Source organism: Curtobacterium sp. PhB25 (genome assembly GCF_004365375.1).
GTDB lineage: Bacteria > Actinomycetota > Actinomycetes > Actinomycetales > Microbacteriaceae > Curtobacterium.
The window spans coordinates 235,003-261,130 of the sequence record NZ_SODR01000006.1 but is presented as its reverse complement, the minus strand read 5'-3'; the positions used below and the strand labels follow the sequence as shown (position 1 = coordinate 261,130).

At 71.1% G+C, this 26,128-nt stretch carries 23 protein-coding genes and 1 rRNA gene; 6 read left to right on the top strand and 18 right to left on the bottom strand.

Annotated elements, in window-relative coordinates:
* The 16 genes from EDF51_RS13845 to infC form a co-directional block, all read right to left on the bottom strand.
* Window positions 1-75: ribosomal RNA gene (locus EDF51_RS13845) — 16S ribosomal RNA — on the bottom strand; the annotation flags it as partial.
* Window positions 76-614: 539 nt separating this feature from the next.
* Window positions 615-1,928 (bottom strand): tyrosine--tRNA ligase, encoded by a 1,314-nt coding sequence (tyrS, locus tag EDF51_RS13840; protein ID WP_134195334.1) that lies wholly within the window; start codon window positions 1,926-1,928, stop codon window positions 615-617.
* A 127-nt stretch (window positions 1,929-2,055) separates the two neighbouring features.
* Window positions 2,056-2,751 (bottom strand): DNA-3-methyladenine glycosylase, encoded by a 696-nt coding sequence (locus EDF51_RS13835; RefSeq protein ID WP_208321851.1) that lies wholly within the window; start codon window positions 2,749-2,751, stop codon window positions 2,056-2,058.
* On the bottom strand, window positions 2,748-4,184 hold the full coding sequence (gene argH / locus EDF51_RS13830) for an argininosuccinate lyase (RefSeq protein WP_134195332.1): 1,437 nt from the start codon (window positions 4,182-4,184) through the stop codon (window positions 2,748-2,750). The genes EDF51_RS13835 and argH overlap by 4 nt, the downstream gene beginning before the upstream one ends.
* 42 nt (window positions 4,185-4,226) lie before the next feature.
* The gene (locus EDF51_RS13825; RefSeq protein ID WP_123293379.1) at window positions 4,227-5,423 is read right to left on the bottom strand and encodes an argininosuccinate synthase; all 1,197 of its coding nucleotides are present in this window, start codon (window positions 5,421-5,423) and stop codon (window positions 4,227-4,229) included.
* A 9-nt stretch (window positions 5,424-5,432) separates the two neighbouring features.
* Entirely contained in the window at window positions 5,433-6,395 is a 963-nt protein-coding gene (argF, locus tag EDF51_RS13820) for an ornithine carbamoyltransferase (protein WP_123338475.1), read from the bottom strand.
* Window positions 6,392-7,615, bottom strand: coding sequence for an acetylornithine transaminase (locus EDF51_RS13815; RefSeq protein ID WP_131877375.1), 1,224 nt, complete (start codon window positions 7,613-7,615; stop codon window positions 6,392-6,394). Before EDF51_RS13815 ends, argF begins: the two co-directional genes overlap by 4 nt.
* Window positions 7,612-8,664 (bottom strand): acetylglutamate kinase, encoded by a 1,053-nt coding sequence (gene argB, locus EDF51_RS13810; protein WP_134195331.1) that lies wholly within the window; start codon window positions 8,662-8,664, stop codon window positions 7,612-7,614. Before argB ends, EDF51_RS13815 begins: the two co-directional genes overlap by 4 nt.
* The gene (argJ, locus tag EDF51_RS13805; protein ID WP_243837129.1) at window positions 8,664-9,872 is read right to left on the bottom strand and encodes a bifunctional glutamate N-acetyltransferase/amino-acid acetyltransferase ArgJ; all 1,209 of its coding nucleotides are present in this window, start codon (window positions 9,870-9,872) and stop codon (window positions 8,664-8,666) included. The genes argB and argJ overlap by 1 nt, the downstream gene beginning before the upstream one ends.
* A complete protein-coding gene (locus EDF51_RS13800) occupies window positions 9,869-10,966 on the bottom strand; it encodes an NAGSA dehydrogenase family protein (protein WP_134195329.1) in 1,098 nt (365 codons plus the stop codon). Before EDF51_RS13800 ends, argJ begins: the two co-directional genes overlap by 4 nt.
* A 78-nt stretch (window positions 10,967-11,044) precedes the next feature.
* A complete protein-coding gene (pheT, locus tag EDF51_RS13795) occupies window positions 11,045-13,537 on the bottom strand; it encodes a phenylalanine--tRNA ligase subunit beta (RefSeq protein ID WP_134195327.1) in 2,493 nt (830 codons plus the stop codon).
* Window positions 13,537-14,577, bottom strand: coding sequence for a phenylalanine--tRNA ligase subunit alpha (gene pheS / locus EDF51_RS13790; RefSeq protein ID WP_134195325.1), 1,041 nt, complete (start codon window positions 14,575-14,577; stop codon window positions 13,537-13,539). The genes pheT and pheS overlap by 1 nt, the downstream gene beginning before the upstream one ends.
* A 92-nt stretch (window positions 14,578-14,669) precedes the next feature.
* On the bottom strand, window positions 14,670-15,533 hold the full coding sequence (locus EDF51_RS13785; protein ID WP_134195323.1) for an RNA methyltransferase: 864 nt from the start codon (window positions 15,531-15,533) through the stop codon (window positions 14,670-14,672).
* Window positions 15,534-15,598: 65 nt separating this feature from the next.
* Window positions 15,599-15,982, bottom strand: a complete 384-nt coding sequence (gene rplT, locus EDF51_RS13780; RefSeq protein WP_111086285.1) for a 50S ribosomal protein L20 — start codon at window positions 15,980-15,982, stop codon at window positions 15,599-15,601.
* A 27-nt stretch (window positions 15,983-16,009) separates the two neighbouring features.
* Window positions 16,010-16,204, bottom strand: a complete 195-nt coding sequence (gene rpmI / locus EDF51_RS13775; protein ID WP_111086286.1) for a 50S ribosomal protein L35 — start codon at window positions 16,202-16,204, stop codon at window positions 16,010-16,012.
* Between the two features lie 60 nt (window positions 16,205-16,264).
* The gene (gene infC, locus EDF51_RS13770; RefSeq protein ID WP_123293372.1) at window positions 16,265-16,960 is read right to left on the bottom strand and encodes a translation initiation factor IF-3; all 696 of its coding nucleotides are present in this window, start codon (window positions 16,958-16,960) and stop codon (window positions 16,265-16,267) included.
* A gap of 288 nt (window positions 16,961-17,248) precedes the next feature.
* On the opposite strand from infC, the gene EDF51_RS13765 reads away from it, so the two are divergent.
* A complete protein-coding gene (locus EDF51_RS13765) occupies window positions 17,249-17,605 on the top strand; it encodes a DUF1844 domain-containing protein (protein WP_208321850.1) in 357 nt (118 codons plus the stop codon).
* A 102-nt stretch (window positions 17,606-17,707) separates the two neighbouring features.
* Here the strand turns inward: EDF51_RS13765 and EDF51_RS13760 are convergent, their stop codons facing one another.
* Complete coding sequence (locus tag EDF51_RS13760; RefSeq protein ID WP_134195321.1) at window positions 17,708-19,057, bottom strand: phosphotransferase; 1,350 nt, start codon at window positions 19,055-19,057, stop codon at window positions 17,708-17,710.
* Between the two features lie 141 nt (window positions 19,058-19,198).
* Between EDF51_RS13760 and EDF51_RS13755 the strand changes: the two genes are divergently transcribed.
* The 4 genes from EDF51_RS13755 to EDF51_RS13740 all read left to right on the top strand — a co-directional run bounded on the left by EDF51_RS13755 (window position 19,199) and on the right by EDF51_RS13740 (window position 24,495).
* Window positions 19,199-20,659: a CHAD domain-containing protein gene (locus EDF51_RS13755; protein WP_134195319.1), complete on the top strand. Its 1,461-nt coding sequence runs from the start codon at window positions 19,199-19,201 to the stop codon at window positions 20,657-20,659.
* A gap of 49 nt (window positions 20,660-20,708) precedes the next feature.
* Complete coding sequence (locus EDF51_RS13750) at window positions 20,709-21,164, top strand: MaoC/PaaZ C-terminal domain-containing protein (RefSeq protein ID WP_131877385.1); 456 nt, start codon at window positions 20,709-20,711, stop codon at window positions 21,162-21,164.
* An 87-nt stretch (window positions 21,165-21,251) separates the two neighbouring features.
* Window positions 21,252-23,114, top strand: a complete 1,863-nt coding sequence (locus tag EDF51_RS13745; protein ID WP_134195317.1) for a glycoside hydrolase family 2 TIM barrel-domain containing protein — start codon at window positions 21,252-21,254, stop codon at window positions 23,112-23,114.
* Between the two features lie 151 nt (window positions 23,115-23,265).
* Window positions 23,266-24,495 carry a hypothetical protein gene (locus EDF51_RS13740; protein WP_208321849.1) on the top strand — a complete coding sequence of 410 codons (1,230 nt, stop codon included), beginning with the start codon at window positions 23,266-23,268 and terminating at the stop codon, window positions 24,493-24,495.
* A 30-nt stretch (window positions 24,496-24,525) separates the two neighbouring features.
* Here the strand turns inward: EDF51_RS13740 and EDF51_RS13735 are convergent, their stop codons facing one another.
* Window positions 24,526-25,575 carry an amidase domain-containing protein gene (locus EDF51_RS13735; RefSeq protein WP_166673557.1) on the bottom strand — a complete coding sequence of 350 codons (1,050 nt, stop codon included), beginning with the start codon at window positions 25,573-25,575 and terminating at the stop codon, window positions 24,526-24,528.
* A gap of 110 nt (window positions 25,576-25,685) precedes the next feature.
* Between EDF51_RS13735 and EDF51_RS13730 the strand changes: the two genes are divergently transcribed.
* Window positions 25,686-26,069 (top strand): hypothetical protein, encoded by a 384-nt coding sequence (locus EDF51_RS13730; RefSeq protein WP_123293366.1) that lies wholly within the window; start codon window positions 25,686-25,688, stop codon window positions 26,067-26,069.
* Window positions 26,070-26,128 lie beyond the last annotated feature (59 nt).

The window sequence follows — 26,128 nt, the reverse complement described above, 5'->3', positions numbered from 1 at the left end:
GCATCATCGTTCGACTTGCATGTGTTAAGCACGCCGCCAGCGTTCGTCCTGAGCCAGGATCAAACTCTCCGTAAAAAAATACAGACCCAACACCCCAAAGGGCATCAGACCGAGTTGATTCTGACTGTTGACTGTCTACTGACAATCTTCAATCCAAAAGGAATTGCATCATGACCTGAACAACCAAAGCTGCCCAGGCACGAGGTCAATCAATAAATTGGCATTGACAATGTGCACGCTGTTGAGTTCTCAAGGACCAGACGCACTCGCTCTTCGGCTCAGGTTCGAGCTCCAGCCACGAGGCTTGTGTACTTGGCTTGCCACCGGTGTGTCGTCGGACCCGGAGGTCCTGTGGCTCATCCCCGGGGGGGAGAGAACCGGTGGGCTTGTCATCCTAGGCGTCGAAGCGATCGAGCACAAGGCCAGATCTGATCTTCAGTGGAGGATGGTCCCGCTTGAGGGCCGACGTGCTCTGGGCTTTCGCTCCAGCCGCTCCGCCGCACCTTTGGGGTGACGAGTAGGAACTTTACGCAGGCCTGGGCGAGTGTGCCAAGCCAGGCCCGATCCCGGGCGTGTCGCGTTGAGCAACACGCGTCGCCCGGGTGCCGGGGCGATCAGGCCAGCGTCACGCCGGCGAGGGTCTTCTTGCCGCGGCGGAGCACGAGGACTCCCCCGGGCAGGGCGAGGTCCGACAGCGGTGCGTTGGCGTCCTCGGCTCGGACGTTGTTCACGTACACGCCGCCCTGGTCGATCGCCCGCCGGGCTTCGCCGAGGGACTTCACGAGCTCGGTCTCGACGAGCGCCCGGGCCACGTCGGCTCCGGCCTCGATGGTGACCGACCCCGGCAGCTCCGCGATCGCCGACCGCAGGGTGTCCGGATCCAGCGCACCGAGGTCCCCGTTGCCGAACAGCGCGGCCGCAGCGTCGATCGCGGCCTGGGTGGCGTCGACCCCGTGCACGAGCGAAGTGACCTCGAACGCGAGGGTCCGCTGCGCTTCGCGTCGGAACGGTTCGTCGGCCACCGCCTGCTCGAGTCGCTCGATCTCGGCGCGGGACAGGAACGTGAACTCCCGCAGGCGCGCGATCACGTCGGCATCCGCCGTGTTGAGCCAGAACTGGTACAGCGCGTACGGCGACGTCATCTCGGCGTCGAGCCAGATGGCGTTGCCCTCGCTCTTGCCGAACTTCGTGCCGTCCGAGTTCGTGATCAAGGGTGTCCCGAGCGCGTGCACCGTCGCACCCTCGGCACGACGGATGAGCTCCGTCCCAGAGGTCAGGTTGCCCCACTGGTCCGAGCCACCCGTCTGCAGCGTGCAGCCGTACTGCCGGAAGAGCTCGCGGTAGTCGAGGCCCTGCAGGATCTGGTAGCTGAACTCGGTGTAGCTGATGCCCGCGTCGGAGTTCAGCCGCGCGGCGACGGCGTCCTTCTTGAGCATCGAGTTCACCCGGAAGTACTTGCCGACGTCGCGCAGGAAGTCGATGGCGGACATCGGTGACGTCCAGTCGAGGTTGTTCACCAGCTGGACGCCGTTGTCGCCGTCCGGACTGAGGAACCGTGACACCTGCCCCTGCAGACGCGCCACCCACTCGGCGACGGTCTCGCGGGTGTTCAGCGTGCGCTCCGCCGTCGGACGCGGGTCGCCGATGAGCCCCGTCGATCCCCCGACGAGCGCCAGCGGCTTGTGCCCGGCGAGCTGCAACCGACGCATGGTCAGGAGCTGCAGCAGGTTGCCGCAGTGCAGCGACGGTGCCGTGGGGTCGAAGCCGCAGTAGTACGTGATCGGATCACCGTCGAGGGCCTCTTGGAGTGCGGTCTCGTCGGTCGAGACCTGCACCAGACCGCGCCAGCGCAGTTCGTCCCACACCGAGGCGAAGGTGGGGTCGTTCTGCTGGCGCGTCAGGACGTCTTGAGCGGTATCACTGGACACCCCGCCATCGTAGCGGCGGCGCACCACCGACAGCGCGCCGTCGACCGGGAGGCCCGTGGTGCGTCTGGGCCCACGCCGCCGGTTCCGGCGCGACGCGCCAGCGGCGGGCCGGCCGTGCCGGTGGGGATCAGTCGAGGGCACCCTTGTGCCGTCGGTACGTCGAGACCGTCGGGTCGCCCGTCAACCAGAAGCGCCAGGGGTACTGCGCACCGCCGGCGATGCCGCCGACGCCGGTGCGCGGTCCGCGCGAGATGCGCGGGACCGGACCCGTCCCGCCGGGGCCGGGTGTGGTCTCGGTCAGGAGTTCCTCGATGACCCGGGCCGGCGGGGCGGAGGCGAGCCGCGCCTCCAGGCCGGGTGCCAACGTGAGCACGAACGGACCGGACCCGTCGAGCAGCGAGGTGCCGTCGTCCTGTCCGAGCACCGCGCCGAGGGCACCACCGAGGTTGCCGGGGCCACGCGCCAACGCGACGTCGGCGACCGACGGGCCACGTCGTCCGCGTGCGGTGTCGACGCCCTCGATCACCTGCGCACCGCGGAGCAGGGAACCGGAGGAGGTGCCGGCCGGTGCACTCACGACGTTGACGCAGGTGTGGATGCCGTACGAGCGGTACGCGTACAGGGTGCCCGGCGAGCCGAACAGGTGGCGGTTGCGCTCGGTCGGACCGCGGTGGCCGTGCGAGCCGGGGTCGGTGGGGCCGAAGTAGGCCTCGACCTCGGTGATGCGCAGGGTCACGCCTCGGCCAGCGATCGTCGCACCGAGCAGCGCCGGTGCGATGCGCGGCGCCGGCTCGGCGAGCATCGCGAGCAGCCCCTCGGTCATCGCGTGAAGGGTGCGCCCTCGGCCAGGTCGTGGACGCGACGCGTGACGGACGCCAGCTGCTCGGCCACACGGTCCGGAGCGGTCCCGCCGACACCCGAGCGGGACGCGACACTGCCCTCGATCGTGAGCACGGCACGGACCCCGGGGGTCAGGTGCTCGGAGACCGACCGGTACTCGTCGTCGGTCGGGTCGTCGAGCTCGATGCCGCGCTGTTCGCAGTACCGGACCAGCGCACCGGACACCTCGTGCGCATCGCGGAACGGGACGCCCTCGCGGACCAGCCACTCGGCCACGTCGGTCGCGAGCGAGAAGCCCTGCGGCGCGAGCTCGGCCATCCGGTCCGTGTCGAACGTGAGCGTCGCGATCATGCCGGTGAAGGCCGGCAGCAGGACCTCGAGCGTGGCGACCGAGTCGAAGACGGGCTCCTTGTCCTCCTGCAGGTCGCGGTTGTAGGCGAGCGGCAGTCCCTTCAGGGTCGCGAGCAGGCCTGTCAGGTTACCGATCAGACGACCGGACTTGCCGCGCGCGAGCTCGGCGATGTCGGGGTTCTTCTTCTGCGGCATGATGCTCGAGCCGGTCGAGAACGCGTCGTGGAGCCGGACGAAGCCGAACTCCTTCGTGTTCCAGAGGATGACCTCTTCCGACAGACGCGAGACGTCGATGCCGATCTGCGCGAGGACGAACGCGAACTCGGCGACGACGTCGCGGGCGGCCGTGGCGTCGATCGAGTTGTCGGCCGGGCGGTCGAACCCGAGCTCCGCGGCGATCGCGGCGGGGTCGAGGCCGAGCGAACTGCCGGCGAGGGCACCGGCGCCGTACGGGCTCACGCTCGCGCGGCCCGCCCAGTCGCGGAGGCGCTCGAGGTCGCGGACCAACGGCCACGCGTGCGCCAGCAGGTGGTGCGCGAGGAGGACGGGCTGCGCGTGCTGCAGGTGCGTGCGACCCGGCATGATCGCCGACGGGTGCTCGTTGGCCTGCTGGGTGATCGCGTCGACCAGGTCGATCACGAGTCGGCCGATGCGCCGCCCGTGGTCGAGCATGTGCATGCGGCCGAGCGTCGCGATCTGGTCGTTGCGGCTGCGGCCGGCGCGGAGCTTGCCGCCGAGCTCGGGACCGAGGTCGGCGATGAGCAGGCGTTCCAGAGCGCCGTGGACGTCCTCGTCGGAGTCGTCGGGCTGCAGGCTCCCGTCGACGTGCGCCGCTTCGAGCCGGTCGAGGCCGGCGAGCATGCGCTCGAGCTCGTCCGCCGTCAGGTACCCCGCCGTGTGCAGGGCCCGGGCGTGCGCGCGGGAGCCGGCGATGTCGTACGGGGCGAGCTGCCAGTCGAAGTGCGTCGACTTCGACAGCGCTGCCAGGGCCGCACTCGGGCCGTCGGCGAAGCGGGCGCCCCAGAGGGCTCCGGTGTTGGTGGCGTCGGTCTTCTCGTCGGTCATGTCGTCCTGCGTCGTTGTCGTCGGGCCGGGTGGCGGCGGGTGTCAGTTCGCCGCGTCGCGGCGGGCGGAGATCTTGCTGGGGAGCGACCAGAGTTCGATGAAGCCCTTCGAGAGGGACTGGTCGAACGTGTCGCCGGTGTCGTACGTGGCGAGGTCGAAGTCGTAGAGGCTCTGCTCCGAGCGACGGCCGGTCACCGTCGCCCGACCGCCGTGCAGCTGGAGGCGGACGTCGCCGGAGACGTGCTGCTGGGTGTGGTCGACGAAGGCGTCGAGGCTGCGCTTCAGCCCGCCGAACCACAGGCCGTCGTAGACCAGGTCGGCCCACTCCGACTCGACACCGCGCTTGTAGCGGTTCACGTCGCGCTCGAGGGTGAGGCGCTCGAGCTCCTCGTGCGCCGTGATGAGCGCGATCGCCGCAGGGGCCTCGTACACCTCGCGCGACTTGATGCCGACGAGGCGGTCCTCGACGACGTCGATCCGACCGACGCCGTGCTTGCCGGCCACGGCGTTCAGCTCCTGCACGATCCGCAGCACGCTGAAGCGCTGCCCGTCGAGCGCCACCGGGACGCCGCGCTCGAACGTGATGGTCACCTCGTCCGGGTCGCGCGGGACGGCGGGGTCCTGCGTGTAGGCGTAGAGGTCCTCGGTCGGGGCGTTCCACGGGTCCTCGAGGAAACCCGTCTCGACCGCACGGCCCCACACGTTCTGGTCGATCGAGTACGGCGACCGCTGCGACTGCTGGATCGGCAGGGCGTGCTGCTCGGCGTACGCGATCGCCTTGTCCCGGGTCAGGGCGAGGTCACGCACCGGTGCCACGCTCCGCAGGTCCGGAGCGATCGCCGCGACCGCTGCCTCGAACCGGACCTGGTCGTTGCCCTTGCCGGTGCAGCCGTGCGCGACGCTGTCGGCGCCGAGCTGCTTCGCGGTCAGCGCGAGGTGCTTCGCGATGAGCGGGCGGCTCAGCGCCGACACCAGCGGGTAGCGCTTCTGGTACAGCGCGTTGGCCTTGAGGGCCGGAACGATGTACTCGTCGGCGTACTCGTCCTTGGCGTCGACCACGATCGACTCCACGGCCCCGCAGTCGAGCGCGCGCTGTCGGATCGCGTCGAGGTCCTCGCCGCCCTGGCCGACGTCGACCGCGAGTGCCACTACCTCTTTGCCGGTGGCGTCACGCAGCCAGCCGATCCCGACGGAGGTGTCGAGGCCGCCGGAGTAGGCGAGGACGACGCGGTCAGCCATGCGGTGCGCCTACGCGGTCGCCACGGCGTTCGCCGTTGCCGTCGTCGCGCCATTCGCGGCGAGGAGCCAGGCCAGCAGCGCCTTCTGGGCGTGCAGACGGTTCTCCGCCTCGTCCCAGATGATGCTGCGCGGCCCGTCGATGACGTCGGCGGTCACCTCGTAGCCACGGTCGGCGGGCAGGCAGTGCATGAACACCGCGTCGTCGGCGGCGTGCGCCATCAGGGCGTCGTCCACGCGGTACCCGGAGAAGGTGTCGAGGCGCGACTGCTTCTCGGACTCCTTGCCCATCGACACCCAGGTGTCGGTGACCACGACGTCGGCACCGGCGACGGCTGCCACCGGGTCGGTGACGACGAGGACGGAGCCGCCGGTCTCGGCCGAACGGTGCTCGGCGTCGGTGACGACCTGCGGGGACGGCGAGAACTCGGCGGGAGCCGCGACGCGGACGTGCATGCCCGCGGTCGCGCCGGCGAGCAGGTACGACTGCGCCATGTTGCTGGCGCCGTCGCCGATGAACGCCACGGTCTGGCCCGCCAGCGTGCCGCGGTGCTCGCGGATGGTGAGCAGGTCGGCGAGCAGCTGGCAGGGGTGGAAGTCGTCGGACAGTGCGTTGACGACGGGGACGGTCGTGCCGGCGGCCATCTCCTCGAGACCGGCCTGCCCGTAGGTGCGCCAGACGATCGCCGACACCATGCGCTCGAGCACGCGGGCGGTGTCCGACGGGGTCTCCTTGCCGCCGAGCTGGCTGTTCGCCGTCGAGATGATGAGCGGGCTGCCGCCCAGGTCGGAGATGCCGACGTGGAACGACACCCGGGTGCGGGTCGACGACTTGTCGAAGATGACCGCGACGCTCTGCGGGCCGGCGAGGGGCTTCGCACCCCAACGGTCGGCCTTCATCTGGTCGGCGATGTCGAGGATCGCGGACTGCTCGGCCTGGCTGAGGTCGTCGTCCCGGAGGAAGTGGCGGGTCATGCGGAGGTCTCCTGGGCGGCAGCGACGGCCGCGAGGCTCTGGGCGAGGATCGACACGAACTCGTCGATCTCGGCGTCGGACACGATGAGCGGCGGCGCGAGGCGCAGGCTCGACTCGTTCGGGGCGTTGATGATGAGGCCACGCTCGAGGGCGGCGGCGTTGACCGCGGCAGCGATCGGGCCGGTGAGCCCGACGCCGATGAGCAGACCGGTGCCGCGGACCTCTTCGACGAGCGGTGAGCCGATGCCGGCGATGCCGGTCCGGATCCGCTCACCCTTGACCACGGCGGCAGCGACGAGGTCCGCGCGTTCGATCTCCTCGAGCACCGCGTTCGCCACGCGGGTGCCGAGCGGGTTGCCACCGAAGGTCGAACCGTGCTGGCCGGCCGAGAACAGGTCGGACGCCCACCCGAAGGTCACGAGCGCACCGATCGGGAACCCGCCGGCGATGCCCTTGGCCACCGTGACGGCGTCGGGGGTGAAGCCGTGGCCCTGGTAGGTGAACCAGTTGCCGGTCCGGCCGACACCGGTCTGGATCTCGTCGAGGATCAGCAGCGCACCGTGCTCCTCGGTCAGCCGGCGCGCGGCGAGCAGGAAGCCCTCGGGCAGGTCGACGACGCCGGCCTCGCCCTTGATCGGCTCGATGACGATCGCCGCGACCGTGTCGTCGATGGACGCCTCGAGCGCAGCGACGGTGGAGTCGATGTGCTCGACGCCCGGGATCATCGGCAGGAAGTCCTGCTGCAGCGCGGGCTTGCCGGTGAGCGCGAGCGCCCCCATCGTCCGGCCGTGGAAGCCCTGCTTCAGCGCGAGGATGCGGGTCTTCTGCCCGTCGGCGCCCTTGTTCAGGCGCGCGAGCTTGAACGCCGCCTCGTTCGCCTCGGCCCCGGAGTTGCCGAAGTACACCCGCCCGGCGTCGCCCGCACCGGTGATGCGCTTGAGACGCTCCGCCAGCTCGAGCTGGGGCGGCGTCGCGAAGTAGTTCGACACGTGCACGAGCTTCGCGGCCTGGTCGGCGATCGCCTCGACCAGCACGGGGTGCGCGTGGCCGAGCGAGTTGACGGCGATGCCCGCAAGGAAGTCGAGGTACTCGTTGCCCTCGACGTCCCAGACACGGCAGCCCTGTCCGCGCTCGAGCATGATCTTCGGCGGGGTCAGGGATCGCATGAGCGACGCCCCGAACCGGTCGTTCCAGGTCTCGGTCTGCGTCTCGCTGCTCACGGCTGCTGCCCCTTCTCGGTCGTGCTGGCCACGTGTTGGCCGGTGCTGGTGCTCGTCGACGGTGCTGCGACGCGTCGGCCGATCTCGGCGTGGGTCATCTGGTTCTCGGTGCGTCGGCTCGGGTCCGGGATCACCTCGGTGCCCGCACCGCGCAGGGTGAAGACCTCGAGCAGGATCGAGTGCGGGATCCGACCGTCGATGATCGTCGCCCCGCCGACCCCGCCGACCACGGCGTCGAGGCACGCGGTCATCTTCGGGATCATGCCCGACTCGAGGGACGGCAGGAGCGCGCGGAGCTCCTCGACCGCGATGAGGTCGACGAGCGAGCCGCGGTCCGGCCAGTTGCGGTACAGGCCGGGGACGTCGGTGAGCATGATGAGCTTCGACGCACGCAGCGCGATCGCCAGGGCACCCGCGGCCGCATCGGCGTTCACGTTGAGCGCCTGGTCCGGGTGGGCGTCGTCGATCGCGATGCTCGAGACCACCGGGATGCGGCCCGCCTCGATCGCGGCGAGTACCCCTGACGGGTCGACGTGGGTGATGTCGCCGACGTGCCCGAGGTCGTACTCCTGCCCGTCGACGACCACGCCCTTCTGCTCGCCGGTGAACAGGGACCCGCCGTCACCGAACACGCCGACGGCCAGGCCTTCGCCGTGCTCGTTCATCAGGTCGACGATCTCGCGGTTGACCTCGCCAGCCAGGACGTCGCGGACGACCGAGATCGCCTCGGTGGTCGTGACGCGGTAGCCGCCACGGAACTCGGACTCGATGCCCTGTTCCTTGAGCGCGGCCGAGATCTGCGGACCCCCGCCGTGCACGACGACGGGGTGCAACCCGGCGTAGCGGAGGTAGACCATGTCCTCGGCGAACGCACGCTTGAGGTCCTCGTTCACCATCGCGTTGCCGCCGAACTTGACGACGACGACCTTGCCGGAGAACCGCTTGAGCCACGGCAGGGACTCGATCAGGGTCGCGGCCTTGACGGCGGCGAACTCGTGCTCTTCTTCCTTCGTGAGGGGCGTCCCGGCCCCTTCGGTGTCGTTCGCCATCAGCTGGAGTACGCGCTGTTCTCGTGCACGTAGTCGTGCGTGAGGTCGTTGGTCAGGATCGTCGCCGAGTGCGTCCCGACGCCGAGGTCGATGCGCACGTGGGTGTCCCGCGGCGTCAGGTCGACGGTGTCGCTCGGCTGGTCCGGGGCGCCGGCGTGGCAGACCCGGACACCGTTCATGCTGACGTCGACCGCGTACGGGTCGAAGTCGGCGTCCGTGGTGCCGATGGCCGCGAGGACCCGGCCCCAGTTCGGGTCGTTGCCGAAGACGGCCGCCTTGAACAGGTTGTTGCGCGCGACACTCCGGCCGACGGTGACGGCGTCGTCCTCGGTCGCGGCGTGCACGACCTCGATCGCGATGTCGTGGCTGGCGCCCTCGGCGTCCTGCTGCAGCTGGCGGGCCAGGTCGGCGCAGACCGCGGTCAGGGCTTCCTGGAAGTCGCCGACCTCGGGCGTCACCCCGCTCGCACCCGACGACAGCAGCACGACGGTGTCGTTCGTCGACATGCAGCCGTCCGAGTCGACGCGGTCGAAGGTGATGCGGGTGGCCGCGCGGAGCGCCTGGTCGAGCTGGTCCGGGGTCTGCACGGCGTCGGTCGTGATCACGACGAGCATCGTCGCGAGTCCGGGTGCGAGCATGCCCGCACCCTTCGCCATGCCGCCGACGGTCCAGCCGTCCTCGGTCACCACGGACTGCTTCGCCCTGGTGTCGGTCGTCATGATCGCGGTGGCCGCGTCCGGGCCGCCGTCGGCGCTGAGCGCGGCGCTCGCGAGGTCGACCCCGCGGAGCACGCCGTCGCGGAAGGTCTGGTCGCCGACCCCGATGAGGCCGGTGGAGCAGACGACGACGTCACCGGCGCCGATGCCGAGGGCGTCACCGACGGCTTCGGCGGTCAGGTGCGTGGTCTGGAAGCCGAAGGGGCCCGTGAAGCAGTTGGCGCCGCCGGAGTTCAGGACGACGGCGCGCGCGACGCCGTCACCGACGACCTGGCGGGACCAGATCACCGGGTGCGCCTGCGCGCGGTTGCTGGTGAAGACCGCGGCCACGGCCGCGTCGGGGCCGTCGTTGACGACGAGGGCCACGTCCGGCTTGCCGCTGGTCTTCAGGCCGGCGGTCACGCCGGCAGCGCGGAAACCCGCTGCCGCGGTGACGCCCTGGAGGCCCGGTTCGCCCTGGGTGGGCTCGCTCACGTCGGTGAGATCGGTCACGGTGCGACTCCGTCCACGCTGAGGCCCAGGGTCTCCGGCAGACCCAGGGCGATGTTGGTCGACTGGACGGCGGCACCCGCCGTGCCCTTCGCGAGGTTGTCGAGAGCCGTCACGGCGACGACGCGGCCTGCGGCCTCGTCCACCGCGATGCCGACGAGTGCGGTGTTCGCACCGATGGTGTCCGCGACCCGGGGGAACTCGCCCTCGGGCAACAGGTGCACGAACGGCTCGTCGGCGTAGGCCTGCTCCCAGGCCAGCCGCACGTCGCGGGCGCTGACACCCGGGGTGAGCTTGGCCGTCGTCGTCGCGAGGATGCCCCGCGACATCGGGACGAGCACGGGCGTGAACGAGATCGTCACGCCCGCGGCACCCGCCACGATCAGGTTCTGCTGGATCTCCGGGACGTGCCGGTGCGTGCCGCCCACCGCGTAGGCGCTGGCGGAACCCATGATCTCGGACGCCAGGTAGGTGTTGGCGAGCTTCTTGCCGGCACCGCTCGGGCCGACGCTCAGCACGGCGACGATGTCGTCCGACTCGACGAGCCCGGCCTGGATGCCCGGCTGGATGCCGAGCGTCACCGCGGTGACGTTGCACCCGGGGACCGCGATCCGCTTGGTGCCGACCAGGGCCGAACGCTGCTTGCCCTGCGACGCGATGTCCTCGACCTCGCGCCACTCGTCGGCCGAACCCGGGGTCGGGGCGGCGAGCAGGAGCTCCGGCAGGCCGTAGGTCCAGGCGCCGTGGTAGTCGCCGCCGTAGAACTGCTCCCAGGCCGCGGCGTCCGTCAGACGGTGGTCCGCGCCGCAGTCCACCACGAGGGCGTCGTCCCCGAGCTCCTCGGTGATCGCCCCCGACTGACCGTGCGGCAGCGCCAGGAACACGACGTCGTGCCCTCGGAGCGTCTCGGCCGTCGTCTTCTCGAGGGTCAGGTGCGACAGCGACCGGAGGTGCGGCTGCGTCGCGATCAACGGCTGTCCGGCGTTCGAGAACGCCGTCACCGTCCTGACGTCGAACTCGGGATGGGCGGAGAGCACGCGCAAGAGCTCACCACCCGCGTAGCCGGAGGCTCCCGCCACGGCGACGGATACGGACATGGGATTCCACCTTTGGTCGGACTGGTCGTCGAGAGAGTCGGAGGCGGCGACCCCGGGCGGTGCTGATCCCGTCGTGGGTCAGTCGCGCAGGGTCGCCCCGAATCGCTCGCCGGCACGTCGGACTGCGCCGTCACGGGCCTCGGTGGCCTCGGCAGCGGTCAGCGTGCGGTCCGTGGCACGGAAGCGCAGGGCGAACGTCAGGGACTTCTGTCCCTCGTCCACGCCGGAGCCCCGGTAGTCATCCACGAGCCGAGCATACTCCAACAGGTCTCCGGCACCAGAGCGGACCGCATCCAACACGTCACCGGCCGGCACCCCGGCGTCGACGACCAGGGACAGGTCCTGCGTCGCTGCCGGGTAGGACACGATCGGCGCGACCGCGACGAGGTCGGGGGCCGCGGCCACCATGGCGTCGAGGTCGAGCTCGACCACGGCCACCACGCGGGGCAGCACCGCAGCGGCGGACAGTTCCGGCAGGAGTTCGCCGGCGACGCCCACGACGGTGTCGCCAACGAGCAGCGACGCCGCGCGGCCCGGGTGCAGGGACGGGTGGGTGGTCTGCGCGACGCGCAGTTCCACGCCGACGGCCCACGCCACCTGGCGGGCTGCGTCGATCGCGTCGGCGATGCCGTACGGCTCCGCCGCGACGCCCGCCTGCTTGCCGACGCGGTTGCCGGTGAGCAGGGCGGACACGTGGAACGGCTGTGCGGGCAGGGACGCGTCGAGCGCCTCGAGCGTCGCGCGGTCGGGCAGCGCGGCACCGGCCGGGACCTCGTCGGTGCCGAGCGTCACGCCCGTCACCGGCAGGAACACCCGCGAGGTCTCGTAGAGCGCGACGTCGAGCAGGCCGCGCGAGACGTTCCGGCGGGCGGCGTCGACGAGGGCCGGCACACCACTGCGGCGGAGCAGGTTCTGCTCGCTGTCGAGGGCGTTGGCGAGGACGACGCTCGGGCCGCCCTCCGGGTCGATCCCCGGGTAGGCGTCCTGCGTTGCGGCGGAGACGAACGGCGCCGTCACCGCTTCGACCAGACCCGCGGCGGCGAGGGCCGCGGAGACCCGACGGCGGGCCTGCTGGTGCGGGGTGAGTCCGCGTCCGGGCGGGGCCACGGGGAGCACGCTCGGGATGCGGTCGTACCCGACGATCCGCGCGACCTCTTCGACCAACGTGGTGTCGTCGGTCAGGTCCGGACGCCAGGTCGGCGGGGTGACGGCGAGCTGCGCGCCGTCGACCTGCACCGTCGCGCCGATCGCACGGAGGGTGTCCACGACCTCGGCGTCGCTGTAGTCCACGCCGATGAGCTCGGCCGGACGCGAGGTCCGCATGGCGACCGTTGCACGGGGCTCGGTGTCGACGACCGAGGAACCGAGGGCGTCGGCCGTGCCGCCGGCCAGCTCGACGAGGAGGTCGACGGCACGGTTCGCAGCAGCCTCGGCCACGAGCGGGTCGACGCCGCGCTCGAACCGACGGGAGGCCTCGCTCGGCAGCTTGTGGCGTCGAGCGGTCCGCGCGATCGAGACCTGGTCGAAGCCGGCTGCCTCGATCAGGACGTCGGTCGTGCTCGCCGAGATCTCGGTCCGGGCACCGCCCATCACGCCGGCGAGCCCGACGGGGCCGTCGTCATCGGTGATGACGAGGTCCTCGGGGTCGAGCTTCCGCACGGCGCCGTCGAGGGTCTCGAGCATCTCGCCAACAGCGGCACGACGGACGCCCAGGCCACCGCGGACGGTCGACAGGTCGTAGCCGTGCAGCGGCTGGCCGAGCTCGAACATGACGTAGTTCGTGATGTCGACGGGCAGCGAGATCGAACGGACGCCTGCCAGGGCGAGACGCGACACCATCCAAGCCGGTGTCTTCGCGGTGGGGTCGATGCCTCGGACGACGCGGGTGACGAAGGTGCTCGCGCCGACGCGACCGCGGATCGGGGCCTGGTCGTCGATCGTGACCGAGAAGCCCTCGGCCGTGCGGGGTGCGACGCGGTCGACGGGGTCGTGGAAGCTCGCGCCGGTGGCGTGGGCGTACTCACGTGCGACACCGCGCATGCTCAGCACGTACCCGCGGTCCGGCGTGACGTTGATCTCGACCGCCGCGTCGTCGAGGCCGAGGAGCGCGATGGCGTCCTGGCCGACGTCGGGCTCCATGTCGAGGTCTGCGAAGCGGAGGATGCCCTCGTGCTCGTCGCCGAGGCCGAGCTCGCGTGCCGAGGCGATCATGCCGTCGGAGACGTGGCCGTAGGTCTTGCGGGCCGCGATCGGGAACGGTCCGGGCAGCACGGCGCCGGGCAGCGTCACGACGACGAGGTCGCCCACGTCGAAGTTGTGCGCACCGCAGACGATGCCGCGGGGTTCGGGCTCGCCGACGTCCACCTGGCACCAGTTGATCGTCTTGCCGTTCTTCTGCGGTTCCGGGACGCGCTCGAGCACCCGGCCGACCACGACGGGGCCGGTCAGGTCGAAGGTGTGGACGTCCTCTTCCTCGAAGCCGACCGACACGAGCGCCGCGTGGACGTGCTCGAGGGTGACGTCCTCGGGGAGGTCGACGGACTCGCCGAGCCAGCGGAGTGGGACGCGCATCAGACCACCGTTCCGAACTGCTGCGAGAAGCGGATGTCGCCCTCGAGGAAGTCACGCATGTCGTTCAGGCCGTTGCGGAACTGCAGCGTCCGCTCGATGCCCATGCCGAAGGCGAAGCCCTGGTACTCGTCCGGGTCGATGCCGGCGGCACGCAGGACGTTCGGGTTGACCATGCCGCAGCCGCCCCACTCGACCCACCGGGCGCCGCCCTTGGCGTTCGGCTGCCAGACGTCCATCTCGGCGCTGGGCTCGGTGAACGGGAAGTAGTTCGGGCGCAGACGGATCTGCGCCTCGGCGCCGAAGACCTGGCGGGCGAAGTGCTCGAGCGTGCCGCGCAGGTGTGCCATCGTCAGGCCCTTGTCGATCGCGATGCCCTCGACCTGGGTGAAGACCGGCAGGTGCGTGGCGTCGAGCTCGTCGGCGCGGTACACGCGGCCCGGAGCGATGACGTAGAGCGGGAGGTCGCGGGACAGCAGGGACCGCACCTGCACGGGCGACGTGTGGGTGCGCATGACCAGGTGCCGGTCGACCGGCTCGACGAAGATCGTGTCCGCCATGGCCCGGGCCGGGTGGTCTTGGTCGAAGTTCAGGGCGTCGAAGTTGAACCACTCGTGCTCGAGCTCGGGGCCCTCTGCCACTTCCCACCCCATGCCGACGAAGATGTCCGCGACGGCTTCGTTGAGGAGCGAGAGCGGGTGGCGCGAGCCGGTCGGGCGGTGGGTCGGCAACGCGGTGACGTCGACACGCCCGGCTTCGAGCCGCGCGCGCTCTTCGGCCACGGCGAGGACCGACTCCTGCTCCGCGATCGCCGCGTTCAGCCGCCCGCGGGCCTGACCGACGAGCTTGCCGGCCGCGGCCTTCTGCTCCGGCGGGACGCTGCGCATCGACGCGTTCATCCGAGCCAGCGGCGACTGCTCACCGGTGTGCTCGGCCCTGGCCTGCTTCAGTTCGGCGACCGTCGTCGTGGCGCGGACGGCGGCGAGTGCTGCGTCCACGGCGTCGGCGACGGCCGATTCGCTGATCTCGAGAGGTTCTGACACGAGACCCAAGCCTACCGGCCGACGGGATACCACCCGCCTGCACCGGTCGGACTGTGGATGGCCGATGCCGACGACCGACCTGTGGAGGGAGGTCAGCTCCGGAGTGCGAACGCCGACTCGTACAGGCAGACCGAGGCCGCCGTCGCCAGGTTCATCGACTCCGCTTGGCCGTAGATCGGCACCTTCACCGCACGGTCGACGAGCGCGAGGTCCTCGGTGGTGAGCCCACGGGCCTCGTTGCCGAACACCCATGCGGTCGGACCGTCGAGCATGCCCTCGGCCCGGACCACCGGCAGGTCGTCACCCGAGACGTCGGCCGCGAGCACGGTGTACCCGAGTGCCTTCGCCCGCGCGATCGTGTCGGCCAGGGTCACGCCGACCGACACCGGCACGTGGAACAGCGAGCCCGTGGTCGACCGGACGACCTTCGGGTTGTACGGGTCCACCGACCGCCCGGTGAGGACCACCGCGTCGGCGCCAGCGGAGTCGGCGGCGCGGATGATCGTGCCGGCGTTCCCCGGGTCCCGTACCTCTTCGAGGATGGCGACCAGTCCCGGCAACGCGGCCGGCTCGTCGGAGTCCCCACGGGCCTCCAGGTCGACGGCAGCAGCAGCGTCACCGACGCGACGGTCCGGGAAGACGTCCTTGACCGACGTCGGGAACTGCTGGCAGACGGCGACGACGCCCTGCGGCGTCACGGTGTCGGCCATCGCGTCGAGGACCTGCTCCGTCACGAACCAGGTGTCGACCGGCGCGTCGTCGAGGCCGTAGCGGGCTGCGGCAGTCGGCGTCACGTAGAGCTCGCGCAGGAGCTCCGGGGCGTACTCGAGTGCTTCACGCACCGCCTGCGGCCCCTCCAGCAGGAAGAGGCCCGTTTCGGCACGGACGTCCTTCTTCGACAGGGCCGCGACGGCCTTCACGCGTCCGGCACGGGGGTTCTCGAGGAGTTCGCTCACGACCCAAGTCTAGGAACGACGAAACCCCCGCCGTGCGGCGGGGGTTTCGCGAGCAGAAGAACTGACTACGCAGCCTTCGGGGCCGAGGTGTCGGCCGGGAGGGCCTTCTTCGCGGTCTCGACGAGCGCGGTGAAGGTCTCGGGGTTGTTCACCGCGAGGTCGGCGAGGATGCGACGGTCGACCTCGACACCGGCGAGACCCAGACCCTGGATCAGACGGTTGTAGGTCAGGCCGTTCGCACGGGACGCAGCGTTGATGCGCTGGATCCACAGGCGACGGAACTCGCCCTTCTTCGCGTGACGGTCGCGGTACGCGTAGACCAGGGAGTGGGTGACCTGCTCCTTGGCCTTGCGGTACAGACGCGAACGCTGGCCGCGGTAACCCTCGGCGCGCTCGAGGATGACGCGGCGCTTCTTGGCGGCGTTGACCGCTCTCTTTACTCGTGCCATTGCACTATTCCTTTACGATCCGGGGGCTCAGTGGCCGAGGAGCTTCTTGACGTTCTTCGCGTCTGCCTTGGAGAGGACCTGGTCCTCGTTCAGGCGGGCCTTGCGCTTGGAGCTCTTGACCTCGAGGTTGTGACGCATACCGGCCTGCTGCTTCATGACCTTGCCGGTACCGGTGATCTTGAAGCGCTTCTTCGACCCGGAGTGGGTCTTCTGCTTGGGCATGGTGGTGCCTTTCCGTGGGATGGATGGGAGCCGCGTCGTTGCGGGGTCGGTCTGGGTGACCTACTCGGCGGGAGCGTCGCTCTTGGCCGGTGCCGTGTCCTGCGCGGGAGCCTCGGCCGGGGCCTCGGTCTCCGTCTCGGCGTCCGAGTGGTCCTTCGCAGCGTGCTCGGTGGCACGACGCTCGGCCTTCTGTGCAGCGCGCTTCGCGTTCTGCTCGCCCTTGACGTCGGACTTGTTCTTCAGGGGGGCGATGATCATCGTCATGTTGCGGCCGTCCTGGGTGGGACGGGACTCGACGACGCCGAACTCGGCGATCTCCTCCGCGAACTTGTGGAGGAGACGGACACCCTGCTCCGGACGCGACTGCTCGCGGCCACGGAAGAGGATCATCGCCTTCACCTTGTCGCCACCGAGGAGGAACCCCTCGGCGCGCTTGCGCTTCGTCTCGTAGTCGTGCACGTCGATCTTCAGGCGGAAACGGACCTCTTTCAGGTCCGTGTTCACCTGGTTGCGACGGGCTTCCTTGGCCTTCTGAGCGGCTTCGTACTTGAACTTGCCGTAGTCCATGATCTTGGCCACGGGCGGCTTCGAGTTCGGCGCGACCTCGACCAGATCCAGTTCGGCTTCCTGCGCGAGGCGCAGTGCCATGGCGATCGGGACAACGCCGACCTGCTCACCCTGCGGGCCGACGAGTCGGACTTCGGGAACGCGGATTCGGTCGTTGGTACGGGGATCGGTGATGCGGAGCTCCTTCAATCAGGTGGTGGTCGTCCGGGACGTTTGCCCTGGACGACAGCACGAGAGAGGAGATCTGACGCACGGATCGGAACCCGTTCGGCAGCCGCCCTGCGTCGGATCCGTGGACCCGACCGACGCGTGCACCCAGTTGCTGTGCACTCGCGGAGCGGTGGTGACCCGGTAGCCTGGTGGAACGCGGCCGCGGGTGGGAGAGACTCCTCTTTCGTGACACCGTCCGAGCACTTCAGGAGAACCTGATGGCACACGGACAGCATCTGCCGCGAGCGAGTCTAGCAGAGGAGCACCGTGACCGACACCCCGATCGACGACGACGGCAGCGGCATCGACGCCGCCAGGGACATCTCGGAGGTGCCGGCCGTCGAACTCATCAACACCGTGGCCGTGCACCTGCTCAGTGCCGCCGCCGTGAAGGTCGGCCTGGCCGACGACCCCCAGGAGCAGACCGACCTGGACGAAGCGCGCAAGCTCATCACCGCACTGTCCGGCCTGGTCACCGCCGCGGCGACCGAGATCGGCGACCACCACGCCCGTCCGCTGCGCGACGGACTGCGCTCGGTGCAGCTCGCGTTCCGCGAGGCGTCGGCGATCCCGGACGCGCCGGGCGCCGGACCCGGCGAGAAGTACACCGGCCCCGTCAACTGACGGCTGGCGGCTGACGCACGACGGGCACTGTCCGTCACGGCGTTCGACGGGAGGCCCGTGGCGGGATCGCCACGGGCCTCCCGTCCGCCTCCGGGTGCGCGGTCAGGACCCGCTGCGGCCGACCAGGCGCGTGACGGCCGTGAGCGGGATGCCGACCCAGTCGGGTCGGTTCCGGGTCTCGTAGACGACCTCGTAGACGGCCTTGTCGAGCTCGAACGCATCCAGGAGCTCCCGGTATGCGCCGAGGTCGGTGCCGGTCCCCCGCTGGTACCCGTCGAGGAACCGCACGCGTGCCTCGTCCGCCCAGCCCGCTGCGTCGACCGGTTCCGCGTCGTGCGCCAGGGCTCCGGCGACGTAGTCGAACGACCGGAGCATGCCGGCCACGTCACGGAGCGTGACGTCCGGCAACGAGCGTTCGGCCAGGGGGCGGAGCGGCTCCCCCTCGAAGTCGAGGAAGACCCACCCGCGCGGCTCGGGGGCAGCGAGCACCTGCCCGAGGTGCAGGTCGCCGTGGATGCGCTGCAGGTCCGGCCAGGGCGTCGCCGTCACTGCCGCGTACACCGCTCGGATCGCGTCTGCGTGCTCGGCGACGGCCGGGGCCTCACGCGCGGCGGTGTCGAGCCGCTCGTGCATCGTCGCGACGGCGGTCCGTCGTCGCGCCTCGTCGGCGGGCTCGGACGGCAGCGCCTCGGCGAGGGTGCGGTGGACTTCGGCGAGCGCCGCCCCGAGCTGCTCGGCCCGATCGCCGAAGGGCGTGCCGGCGCGCGCTTCCTCGAGGGCCACGCGCCAGGCGTCCTCGAGGCCCGGCAGGAACTCCTGCGCGAACGCGAGGTGACCGGTCGCCGTGCCGCTGCCCTGCCCGACGTCGGGCCAGCTGCCCCGTAGTGCGCCGTAGACCTGGGGGACGCGAGCACTGCCGGCTGCGGACAACGCGAGCTGCGTCGTGACGTCGGGGTTGTCGCCGTGGTGCAGGACGCGGAACACCTTGATGATGACGCGGGCGCCGGACTCGGTGTCGCAGATGACCGAGGTGTTGGACTGCTCACCCGTCAGGACGCGGGCAGCCGTGACGGTGCCGATGGGGCGCAGGCTCTGCGGGTCCGCGTCGATGCGTGCGGCGAGCGCCGTGATCCACGCGTGGTCGGCGGTGGCGTCGGCGATGGTGCCGTCGGGGCCGCTGGTCACGGGTGACTGGTAGAGGACCGGAGCCGCTGGTGCTGCGGGGGCTTCGTCGAGGACGAGCCGGGTGCCGTCGGCGGTGGAGAGGGTGCGGAGGCGCGGCACGGACCCCTTCGACGCGTACCACCGGCGGTCGGCGATCCAGGACTCGAGGTCGTGGTCGCTCGCGGCGGTGGCGCTCGGGGCTGTATCGCTCGGGGCTGTATCGCTCGGGGGTGCGGTGTCGCGGGTGTCGGGTGCGGTGTCGCTGGGGTGGCGGGCTCCGTCGCTCATGCAGCGGACCGTACGCGCCGAGTGCTGGCGAGGTGCCGAGTCCGTCCCTCATCCCTGCACAGGGAGTGGTTCTGGGTCGCCCGTCCACAGAACGCGCCTGCGCTCGGACCGCACGGGCACCGTCGGACGACACTTGCGGACATGCCGAGCCAGCACCCCACCCCCGACACCGCCCGCACCGATCCCCGCCGGAGTTGGCGGATCCCCGACGACCGCCGACTGCCGGCACTCGAGCCCCTCGCATCCACCGTCGAACGGCACGAGCCCGTGTCGCTCCGCGAGACCGTGTGGGACTCCGACGAGCGCGTGCTCGCGGCCGAAGGGGTGACGCTCACCCGCGCCCAGGACGGCGCCTGGAGCCTCGACCACGGCGACGGCCCGGTGCCGGTGGGCGCGGACCTCGATCGACCGGACGGCGAGCAGCCCCCGCGTGACGGGGTCGAGGTGTTCCTGCGCGGGCGGGCGGTGGCGACGGTCCGCGTCCGGGACACCACGACGACGCTCGTGACCCTGCGCGGCAAGGACGGTCGGGTCCGGGCCGAGATCGCCGACGTCCGGGTGGACGAAGGCGACCCGGACACCTCCGCGCTGCGGTCCGCACGGTGGTGGGCCCTGTCGGACGACGGGCGGGACGGCACCACGGCACGGGCCGCGGAGCGAGCGCTGGACGACGCGGCCACCGAGCCGCCGTCGACCTCGGCGGTCGTGGTCCCGCCCGTTCCCGTGCTCGCCCCGGAGCGGCGCGGCAACCGGGCGAAGCGACCACGTTCGGGCACCGCTGCGGCGTTCGTGCTGCGGGTCCTCGAGTCACTGCGCGCCGACCTCGTCGCGGTCGACCCCCGAGTCCGCGCCGACGACCACGAGTCGGTGCACGACTTCCGGAAGGTGGTCCGTCGGCTGCGGAGCGTGCTCGCGGCGTACCGCGGGGCGCTCGACCGTGAGGCGACCGAGGCAGTGCGGGCCGCCCTCGCCGAGGCCGGACGGGTAGCCGGGGTCGCCCGCGATGCCGAGGTCCTGCACGGCGGGCTGTTCCGGTCGGCGGCGCGGGCCCCCGACGGCTTCGTCGACGCGCCGACACTGGACCGGATCGGCGCGCAGGCGGCGGCACTCCGCAGCGCGGCCGCAGCGGAACTCCGCCAGGCGCTGCGCTCGGACGACTGGTTCCGCACCCTCGACGCGCTCGACCAGCTGCTGCTCCGCGCCCCGGCCGGACCGCACGCCGACGACGCCGCCGCCGCCTTCGTCGCGCAGCGCATCGACCGTGGGCGCGCTCGGGTCCGACGACTGGTCGACGGTGGTGCGGCGGGTCTCGACGTCCTGCACGCGATCCGGAAGGCGGCACGGCGCCTGCGGTACGCGCTCGAAGCAGCCGGTGACGTCGCCGACCTCGGGAAGCGACGGCTCGGCCGACTGCGGCGAGTGCAGGAGACACTCGGTGACGCCCTCGACGCGGCCCACGCGGCGGAGGCCTACCGGCGGCTGTCCGGGCCCGCGGCCCGGGACGGCGCGGACACCTTCGGGTACGGGGCGCTGGCGACGGCCGAGCACGCTGTGCTCGAGCGGGGGCTGCGACGTTCGCGGAAGGTGCTCGCCCGACTGTGAGCGCGGCCGGGCGTGAGGCTCGTCGCGCTCCTCTGCGAGAATCGCGGACGTGCCCCACTACCTCGAGGACCTCGCCGCCGGACAGACCTTCACGACCCCGGGTCGCACGATCACCGAGGCGGACGTCGTGTCGTTCGCCTCGTGGACGAACGACAACAACCAGGTGCACACCGACGTCGAGTTCGCCGGCAAGACCCGGTACGGCCAGCGGGTCGTGCACGGGCTGCTCGGCACCTCGCTCTGCCTGGGGCTGATCGCACGGACCGGGGTGTTCGAGGGGTCGGCCGTGGCACTGCTCGGGATCGACCAGTGGCGGTTCACCGCGCCGGTGTTCATCGGGGACACCGTGACCTGCGAGGTCGAGATCCTGTCGACGCGCCTGACGAGCTCCGGCACGACCGGCATCGTCGAGCGGACGGTCTCACTGCGGAACCAGCGCGGCGACGTCGTGCAGCAGGGACGCATGGACGTGATGGTCCTGACGCGCGGCGCCGCGATCGCCTGACGTCGCCCCGAGCACCCGCCGGGTGCTCCGGATGGCAATCGTTGCGACGCCCTTTACAACGATGTACCGGCGCGGGAGCATGGACCCATGAGCACGCTCGACGGCACCGTGGCCGCACCTGACACCGCATCCGCTCCCGCACTCCCCCTCGCCTCGCGGCAGGACGGCACCTACCCCCGGCCGCAGATGCTCCGCACCGCGTGGGCTGACCTCGACGGCACGTGGTCCTTCCGGAACGACGGCGACGACACCGCCTGGCGCACCGGGTTCCCCGACGCCCGCGACATCGTCGTGCCGTTCCCGCCCGAGTCGGTCGCCTCGGGCATCGACGAGCCCGGCTTCCACCCGGTGGTCTGGTACTCCCGTGCGATCACCCGCGCCGATCTCGAGGCCGCCGGTCACGGCACCGCCGCACCCCGACTCGTCCTGCACTTCGGCGCCGTCGACTACCGCGCCCGCGTCTGGATCGACGGCCAGTTCGTCGGCGAGCACGAGGGCGGCCACACGCCGTTCTCCTTCGACGTGACCGACGCCCTCGCCACCGACCCCGATGCCGTCCACACCCTGGTCGTCCGCGCCGAGGACGACCCGCACGACCTGACCCAGCCCCGTGGCAAGCAGGACTGGCACGAGGACCCGCACGCCATCTGGTACCGCCGCACCACCGGCATCTGGCAGACCGTGTGGCTCGAAGCCGTGCCGACCGCCTCGATCGAGTACCTGCGCTGGACGAACGTCGACCACGCCACCGTCCGCCTGACGGTCCGGATCGCGGGCGGCCGCACCGGCGGCGAGCGCCTGCGCGTCGTCGCCCGGTGGGACGAGCGCGACGAGCACCTCGCCACCGTCGAGGCCACTCTCGGCGACACCTCGGACGAGTTCGACGTGGTCGTGCCGATCGCGCGCCAGACGAACGGGCAGGCCGAGGACGAACTGCACTGGACCCCGGACGCCCCGCGCCTGGTCGACGCCACGGTTTGGCTGCTCCCCCGCACCGGCCCGACGCCGATCGACTCCGTCGCGTCCTACTTCGGACTCCGCACCGTCGGCGTCGACGGCGGCACCTTCCTGCTGAACGGCCGCAGTTACGACGTCCGCAGCGTCCTGAACCAGGGTTACTGGCCGGACTCGCACATCGCCGCACCGTCGCGCGGAGCACTGCGCCGCGAGGTCGAGCTCATCAAGGAGCTCGGCTTCAACGCGGCCCGCAACCACCAGAAGATCGAGGACCCCCGGTTCCTGTACTGGGCGGACCGGCTCGGCATCCTGGTCTGGGGCGAGGCCCCCGGCGCCTACGCCTTCTCACCGCGAGCCGTCCAGCGCCTGATGCGCGAGTGGATGGACGCCGTCGAGCGTGATGCCTCGCACCCGTCGATCGTCACGTGGGTGCCGGCGAACGAGAGCTGGGGCGTGCAGCACATCGCCACCGACCCGGCGCAGCAGGCCTACGCCCGGTCCCTGGCCGACGTCACGCGGGCGATCGACCCGACGCGTCCGGTGATCTCGAACGACGGGTGGGAGCACACCAACTCCGACATCGTCACGATCCACGACTACGAGGGTGCCGGCGACGCACTCGCCCGCACCTACGCCGACGATGCAGCACGCACGGCGCTGTTCACCCACTTCGGCCCGTCGGACCGCTGGGTGCTCGTGGGTGGCGCGCAGGACCTCGGCCAGCCGGTGATGCTCACCGAGTTCGGTGGCGTGAACTACCAGCCGGGTGCACAGCGCGAGGACGGCTGGGGCTACACCTCGGCCACCGACGGCGACGACTGGGTCACCCGCATCACGGCACTGTACGACGCGATCCGGGCGAGCTCGTTCCTGGCCGGCTCCTGCTACACGCAGCTGACCGACACCATGCAGGAGACGAACGGCCTGCTCAACGCCGACCGCTCCCCGAAGGTCCCGATCGAGCAGATCCGTCGCGCGGTCACCGGTCGCTAGCCGGGAGGCCCGCACTTCGTGAGCAGGAATGGTCGGGTCCGGTAGCCGGACCCGACCACCGCTGCTCACCATGAGGGCAGGTCGGCGCGCAGCCCGACGCACGGCCGCCCGCTGACGCGGGCACGGGCCCTGGTCTGCGAGGATCGGGCGGGTGACGAGCGTGGCGGAGACGAGCCGGGCCTCCCGGTCGGGGGTGCGCAGCCTGCTGACCGGACCCCGCAGCGCGTGGACCGCGCCCCTGCTCATCTGGGCCGCCTCGCGCCTGGTGAGCACGCTGCTGCTCGCCACGATGTACGTGCTGGCGACCGCGAACGACTGGACGTTCGCGTCGTACCGGCAGGACTCGTCGTTCTTCACGTTCTCCGGATCGTGGGACGCCTCGTTCTACCGGACGATCGCGGAGCACGGGTACCCGGCCACGCTCCCCCTCGACGACGCGGGCCACGTCCTGCCGAACGCCTGGGCGTTCCTGCCCGTGTTCCCCGCGATCGTCCGGGTCGTCATGACCATCACCGGAGCGTCGTTCTGGGTCGCGGGCGTGCTCGTCGCGACGATCGCGGGCGCCGGGGCCTGCGTCCTGCTGTACCGGCTCGTGCTCGCGGTGGGCTGCTCGCACCGGGCCCGCTGGGCCACCGCACTGTTCGCGTTCGCGCCGACCGGGTTCCTGCTGCAGGTCGCCTACGCCGAGAGCCTGTTGCTCGTGCTGCTTTTCGGCGCGCTGCTGGCGCTGGTGCGGCGTCGGTACTGGCTGATCGCGCCGCTCGGGGTGGTCGCGGCGTTCACGAAACCCGGGGTCCTCGCGTTGGCCGTGGCGCTGGCCGTGCACCTGGTCGTCCGGTGGGTCGGGTCCCGCCGGTCTGCTCGACCTGCCGAGGTGTTCCCGTGGCGTGACCGCTTCACGATCCTGGCGTCCGGGCTCGTCGTCGCGGCGGCGGGTCTGGCCTGGCCGGTGATCGCCGCGGCGGTGACCGGGCGGCCGAACGCCTACCTGGACACCGAACTGTCGTGGTGGGTGGGGTTCGTCGGGCGACAGCACTTCGCCCCGTTGACGCCGTGGTTCACGATGGCATCGACGTGGCTCGGACCGCTCGGCATCGGGCTCGTCGTCGCGGTGCTCGTCGGCGCGGTGTGGTTCTTCTCGCGCAGGAGTACCCGGGCCCTCGGACCGGACGTCCTCGCGTTCACGGCGTCGTACGGGCTGTACCTGGTCGCGGTGTTCCTGCCGCAGCAGTCGTTGCCGCGGCTGCTCATGCCGATGGCGCCGTTGCTCGGGTCGGACGTGTTCGTGCGGACGCGGCGGCGAGCGGTGACGTGGCTCGTGGTCGGGGTGTGCCTGCAGCCGGTCGCGATCGTGCTGCTCTGGTTCCTCGGGTACCCCTGAGCGGTGGGCCGATGCTGCCGGCCTGTCGGCCTACGCCTCGAAGGTGTGGAACCAGGCGCTTCCGCCCGGGTGCTGCACCGTGATCATCTCGTCGAGGTCGCGGTACGGGCCGTCCTGGTTGTGGCTCGCCGACTTGATCCGGATGGTGCCGTCCGGCTCGGTGAAGACCTCGGACACGATGGTGGTGTGGTCCGGCGATCCGTTCGCGTTCCAGTCGTAGAACACGATGTCGCCGACCTTGACCTTGTCGCGCTCGTCCGAGGAGCGCCGGGTGAGCCCGAACTCCGCAGCGTTCGTCTCGAGCCACGGGTCCATCGTCGGGCAGTACGTCCACGTGGCGCTGTGCTCGGCGCCGGCGGCCCGGTTGTACCAGTCGGAGCGCTGCTCCCAACCGCGGGCGATGAGCGTCTGGCTGACGTAGTTCGCGCAGTCGCCACCGATCGGGTTCATGGTGCCGTACTCGGACAGGTTGTAGTCCTTCCAGTGCGCCATCGCGTACTGGAGCTGCCGGTCGACGTCGGTCAACACGGCGTAGGCCATCGACGACGTCGCCACCGCGGTGGACGCATCGGGCACCGGCGCTGCCGTGGGGGTCGGCGTCGCAGTGGCCGAGTCCTGCGTCGCGCCGGTCTGCCCGTCGTTCGCGGCGCTGCCGTTGCCGTCGGACGACTGGTTGGCGGACGGGGTCGGCTCGATCGACTCGGTGAAGAGCGCGACGGCGGCGTCACCGGCGGTGTACATCGCCTGGTGCGGAGCCGTGAAGGTGACCTTCGACGCCGTGGCCGTGACGTCACGCGCGGCGACCCCGCCGACGGTGACGCCCTTGACCGCGGCGAGACCGGTGCCCGCGACGGTGACCGTGACGCCGCCGACGAGCGGGACCTGCGCCGGGGTCAGGGACTTCGCGGCGGGCTTCGGGGTGGTCGTGCTCGTGCCGCCCTCGGCGTTGTCGTCCTTGCCGCTGCTGCTGTTCTTCTTGCCGGCATCGTCGCTGCCGGACGAGCACGCGGCGACCGCGAGTCCGATCCCGGCGACACCGGCGAGGGACAGGAGTGCGCGGCGGTTCATCGAGGCAGTCATGACACAGCCAGCGTAAGCGACGCACCTGACGTTCCGACACGGCATGATCGTCTCCGGGGGGCGAGCGTCCTCCGTGTCCGCACGGACGCGTTCGAGAGGATCAGCAGACCATGCCCGAGAGCCACGACTTCTTCGTCGCCACCGACCCCGAGACCGCTCGCGGTCAGGTCCGACTCGCCCTCAGCCGCGAGGGCTACACGGTGGACGACGCCGAACAGGGCGCGCTCCGAGCCACCCGCGGCAGCATGGGCCTGACGCTCCTCATCGGCGGTCTCGCGAACGACCGCACCTTCCACACCCGGCTCGACGTGCAGATCATGGTCACCGCGGACGGCCGCACCGTCGCTCGACTGCTGCGCGGCTCCGGCAAGTCCGCGATCAAGGGCGGGGCGATCGGGATCTCGCGTGGCAACCGCGCGTTCGAGCAGGCCGCGAACGCGATCCACACGTCCTTCGCGCAGGCGGGCGTCCTGACGGACAGCTTCGCGAGCTGACGCGGTCGCCGCGGGCGCTGGCACGCGTTTTCCGACAGAACACCCGACGAACGACTCGT

What these genes read in the sequence shown, in the direction of transcription:
- EDF51_RS13835 (WP_208321851.1), bottom strand. Translation starts at nt 2,751, where the DNA reads ATGACCGAGGGGCTGCTCGCGATGCTCGCCGAGCCGGCGCCGCGCATC.
- argH (WP_134195332.1), bottom strand. Translation starts at nt 4,184, where the DNA reads ATGACCGACGAGAAGACCGACGCCACCAACACCGGAGCCCTCTGGGGC.
- EDF51_RS13825 (WP_123293379.1), bottom strand. Translation starts at nt 5,423, where the DNA reads ATGGCTGACCGCGTCGTCCTCGCCTACTCCGGCGGCCTCGACACCTCC.
- argF (WP_123338475.1), bottom strand. Translation starts at nt 6,395, where the DNA reads ATGACCCGCCACTTCCTCCGGGACGACGACCTCAGCCAGGCCGAGCAG.
- argB (WP_134195331.1), bottom strand. Translation starts at nt 8,664, where the DNA reads ATGGCGAACGACACCGAAGGGGCCGGGACGCCCCTCACGAAGGAAGAA.
- EDF51_RS13800 (WP_134195329.1), bottom strand. Translation starts at nt 10,966, where the DNA reads ATGTCCGTATCCGTCGCCGTGGCGGGAGCCTCCGGCTACGCGGGTGGT.
- pheT (WP_134195327.1), bottom strand. Translation starts at nt 13,537, where the DNA reads ATGCGCGTCCCACTCCGCTGGCTCGGCGAGTCCGTCGACCTCCCCGAG.
- rplT (WP_111086285.1), bottom strand. Translation starts at nt 15,982, where the DNA reads ATGGCACGAGTAAAGAGAGCGGTCAACGCCGCCAAGAAGCGCCGCGTC.
- rpmI (WP_111086286.1), bottom strand. Translation starts at nt 16,204, where the DNA reads ATGCCCAAGCAGAAGACCCACTCCGGGTCGAAGAAGCGCTTCAAGATC.
- EDF51_RS13760 (WP_134195321.1), bottom strand. Translation starts at nt 19,057, where the DNA reads ATGAGCGACGGAGCCCGCCACCCCAGCGACACCGCACCCGACACCCGC.
- EDF51_RS13755 (WP_134195319.1), top strand. Translation starts at nt 19,199, where the DNA reads ATGCCGAGCCAGCACCCCACCCCCGACACCGCCCGCACCGATCCCCGC.
- EDF51_RS13745 (WP_134195317.1), top strand. Translation starts at nt 21,252, where the DNA reads ATGAGCACGCTCGACGGCACCGTGGCCGCACCTGACACCGCATCCGCT.
- EDF51_RS13735 (WP_166673557.1), bottom strand. Translation starts at nt 25,575, where the DNA reads ATGACTGCCTCGATGAACCGCCGCGCACTCCTGTCCCTCGCCGGTGTC.
- EDF51_RS13730 (WP_123293366.1), top strand. Translation starts at nt 25,686, where the DNA reads ATGCCCGAGAGCCACGACTTCTTCGTCGCCACCGACCCCGAGACCGCT.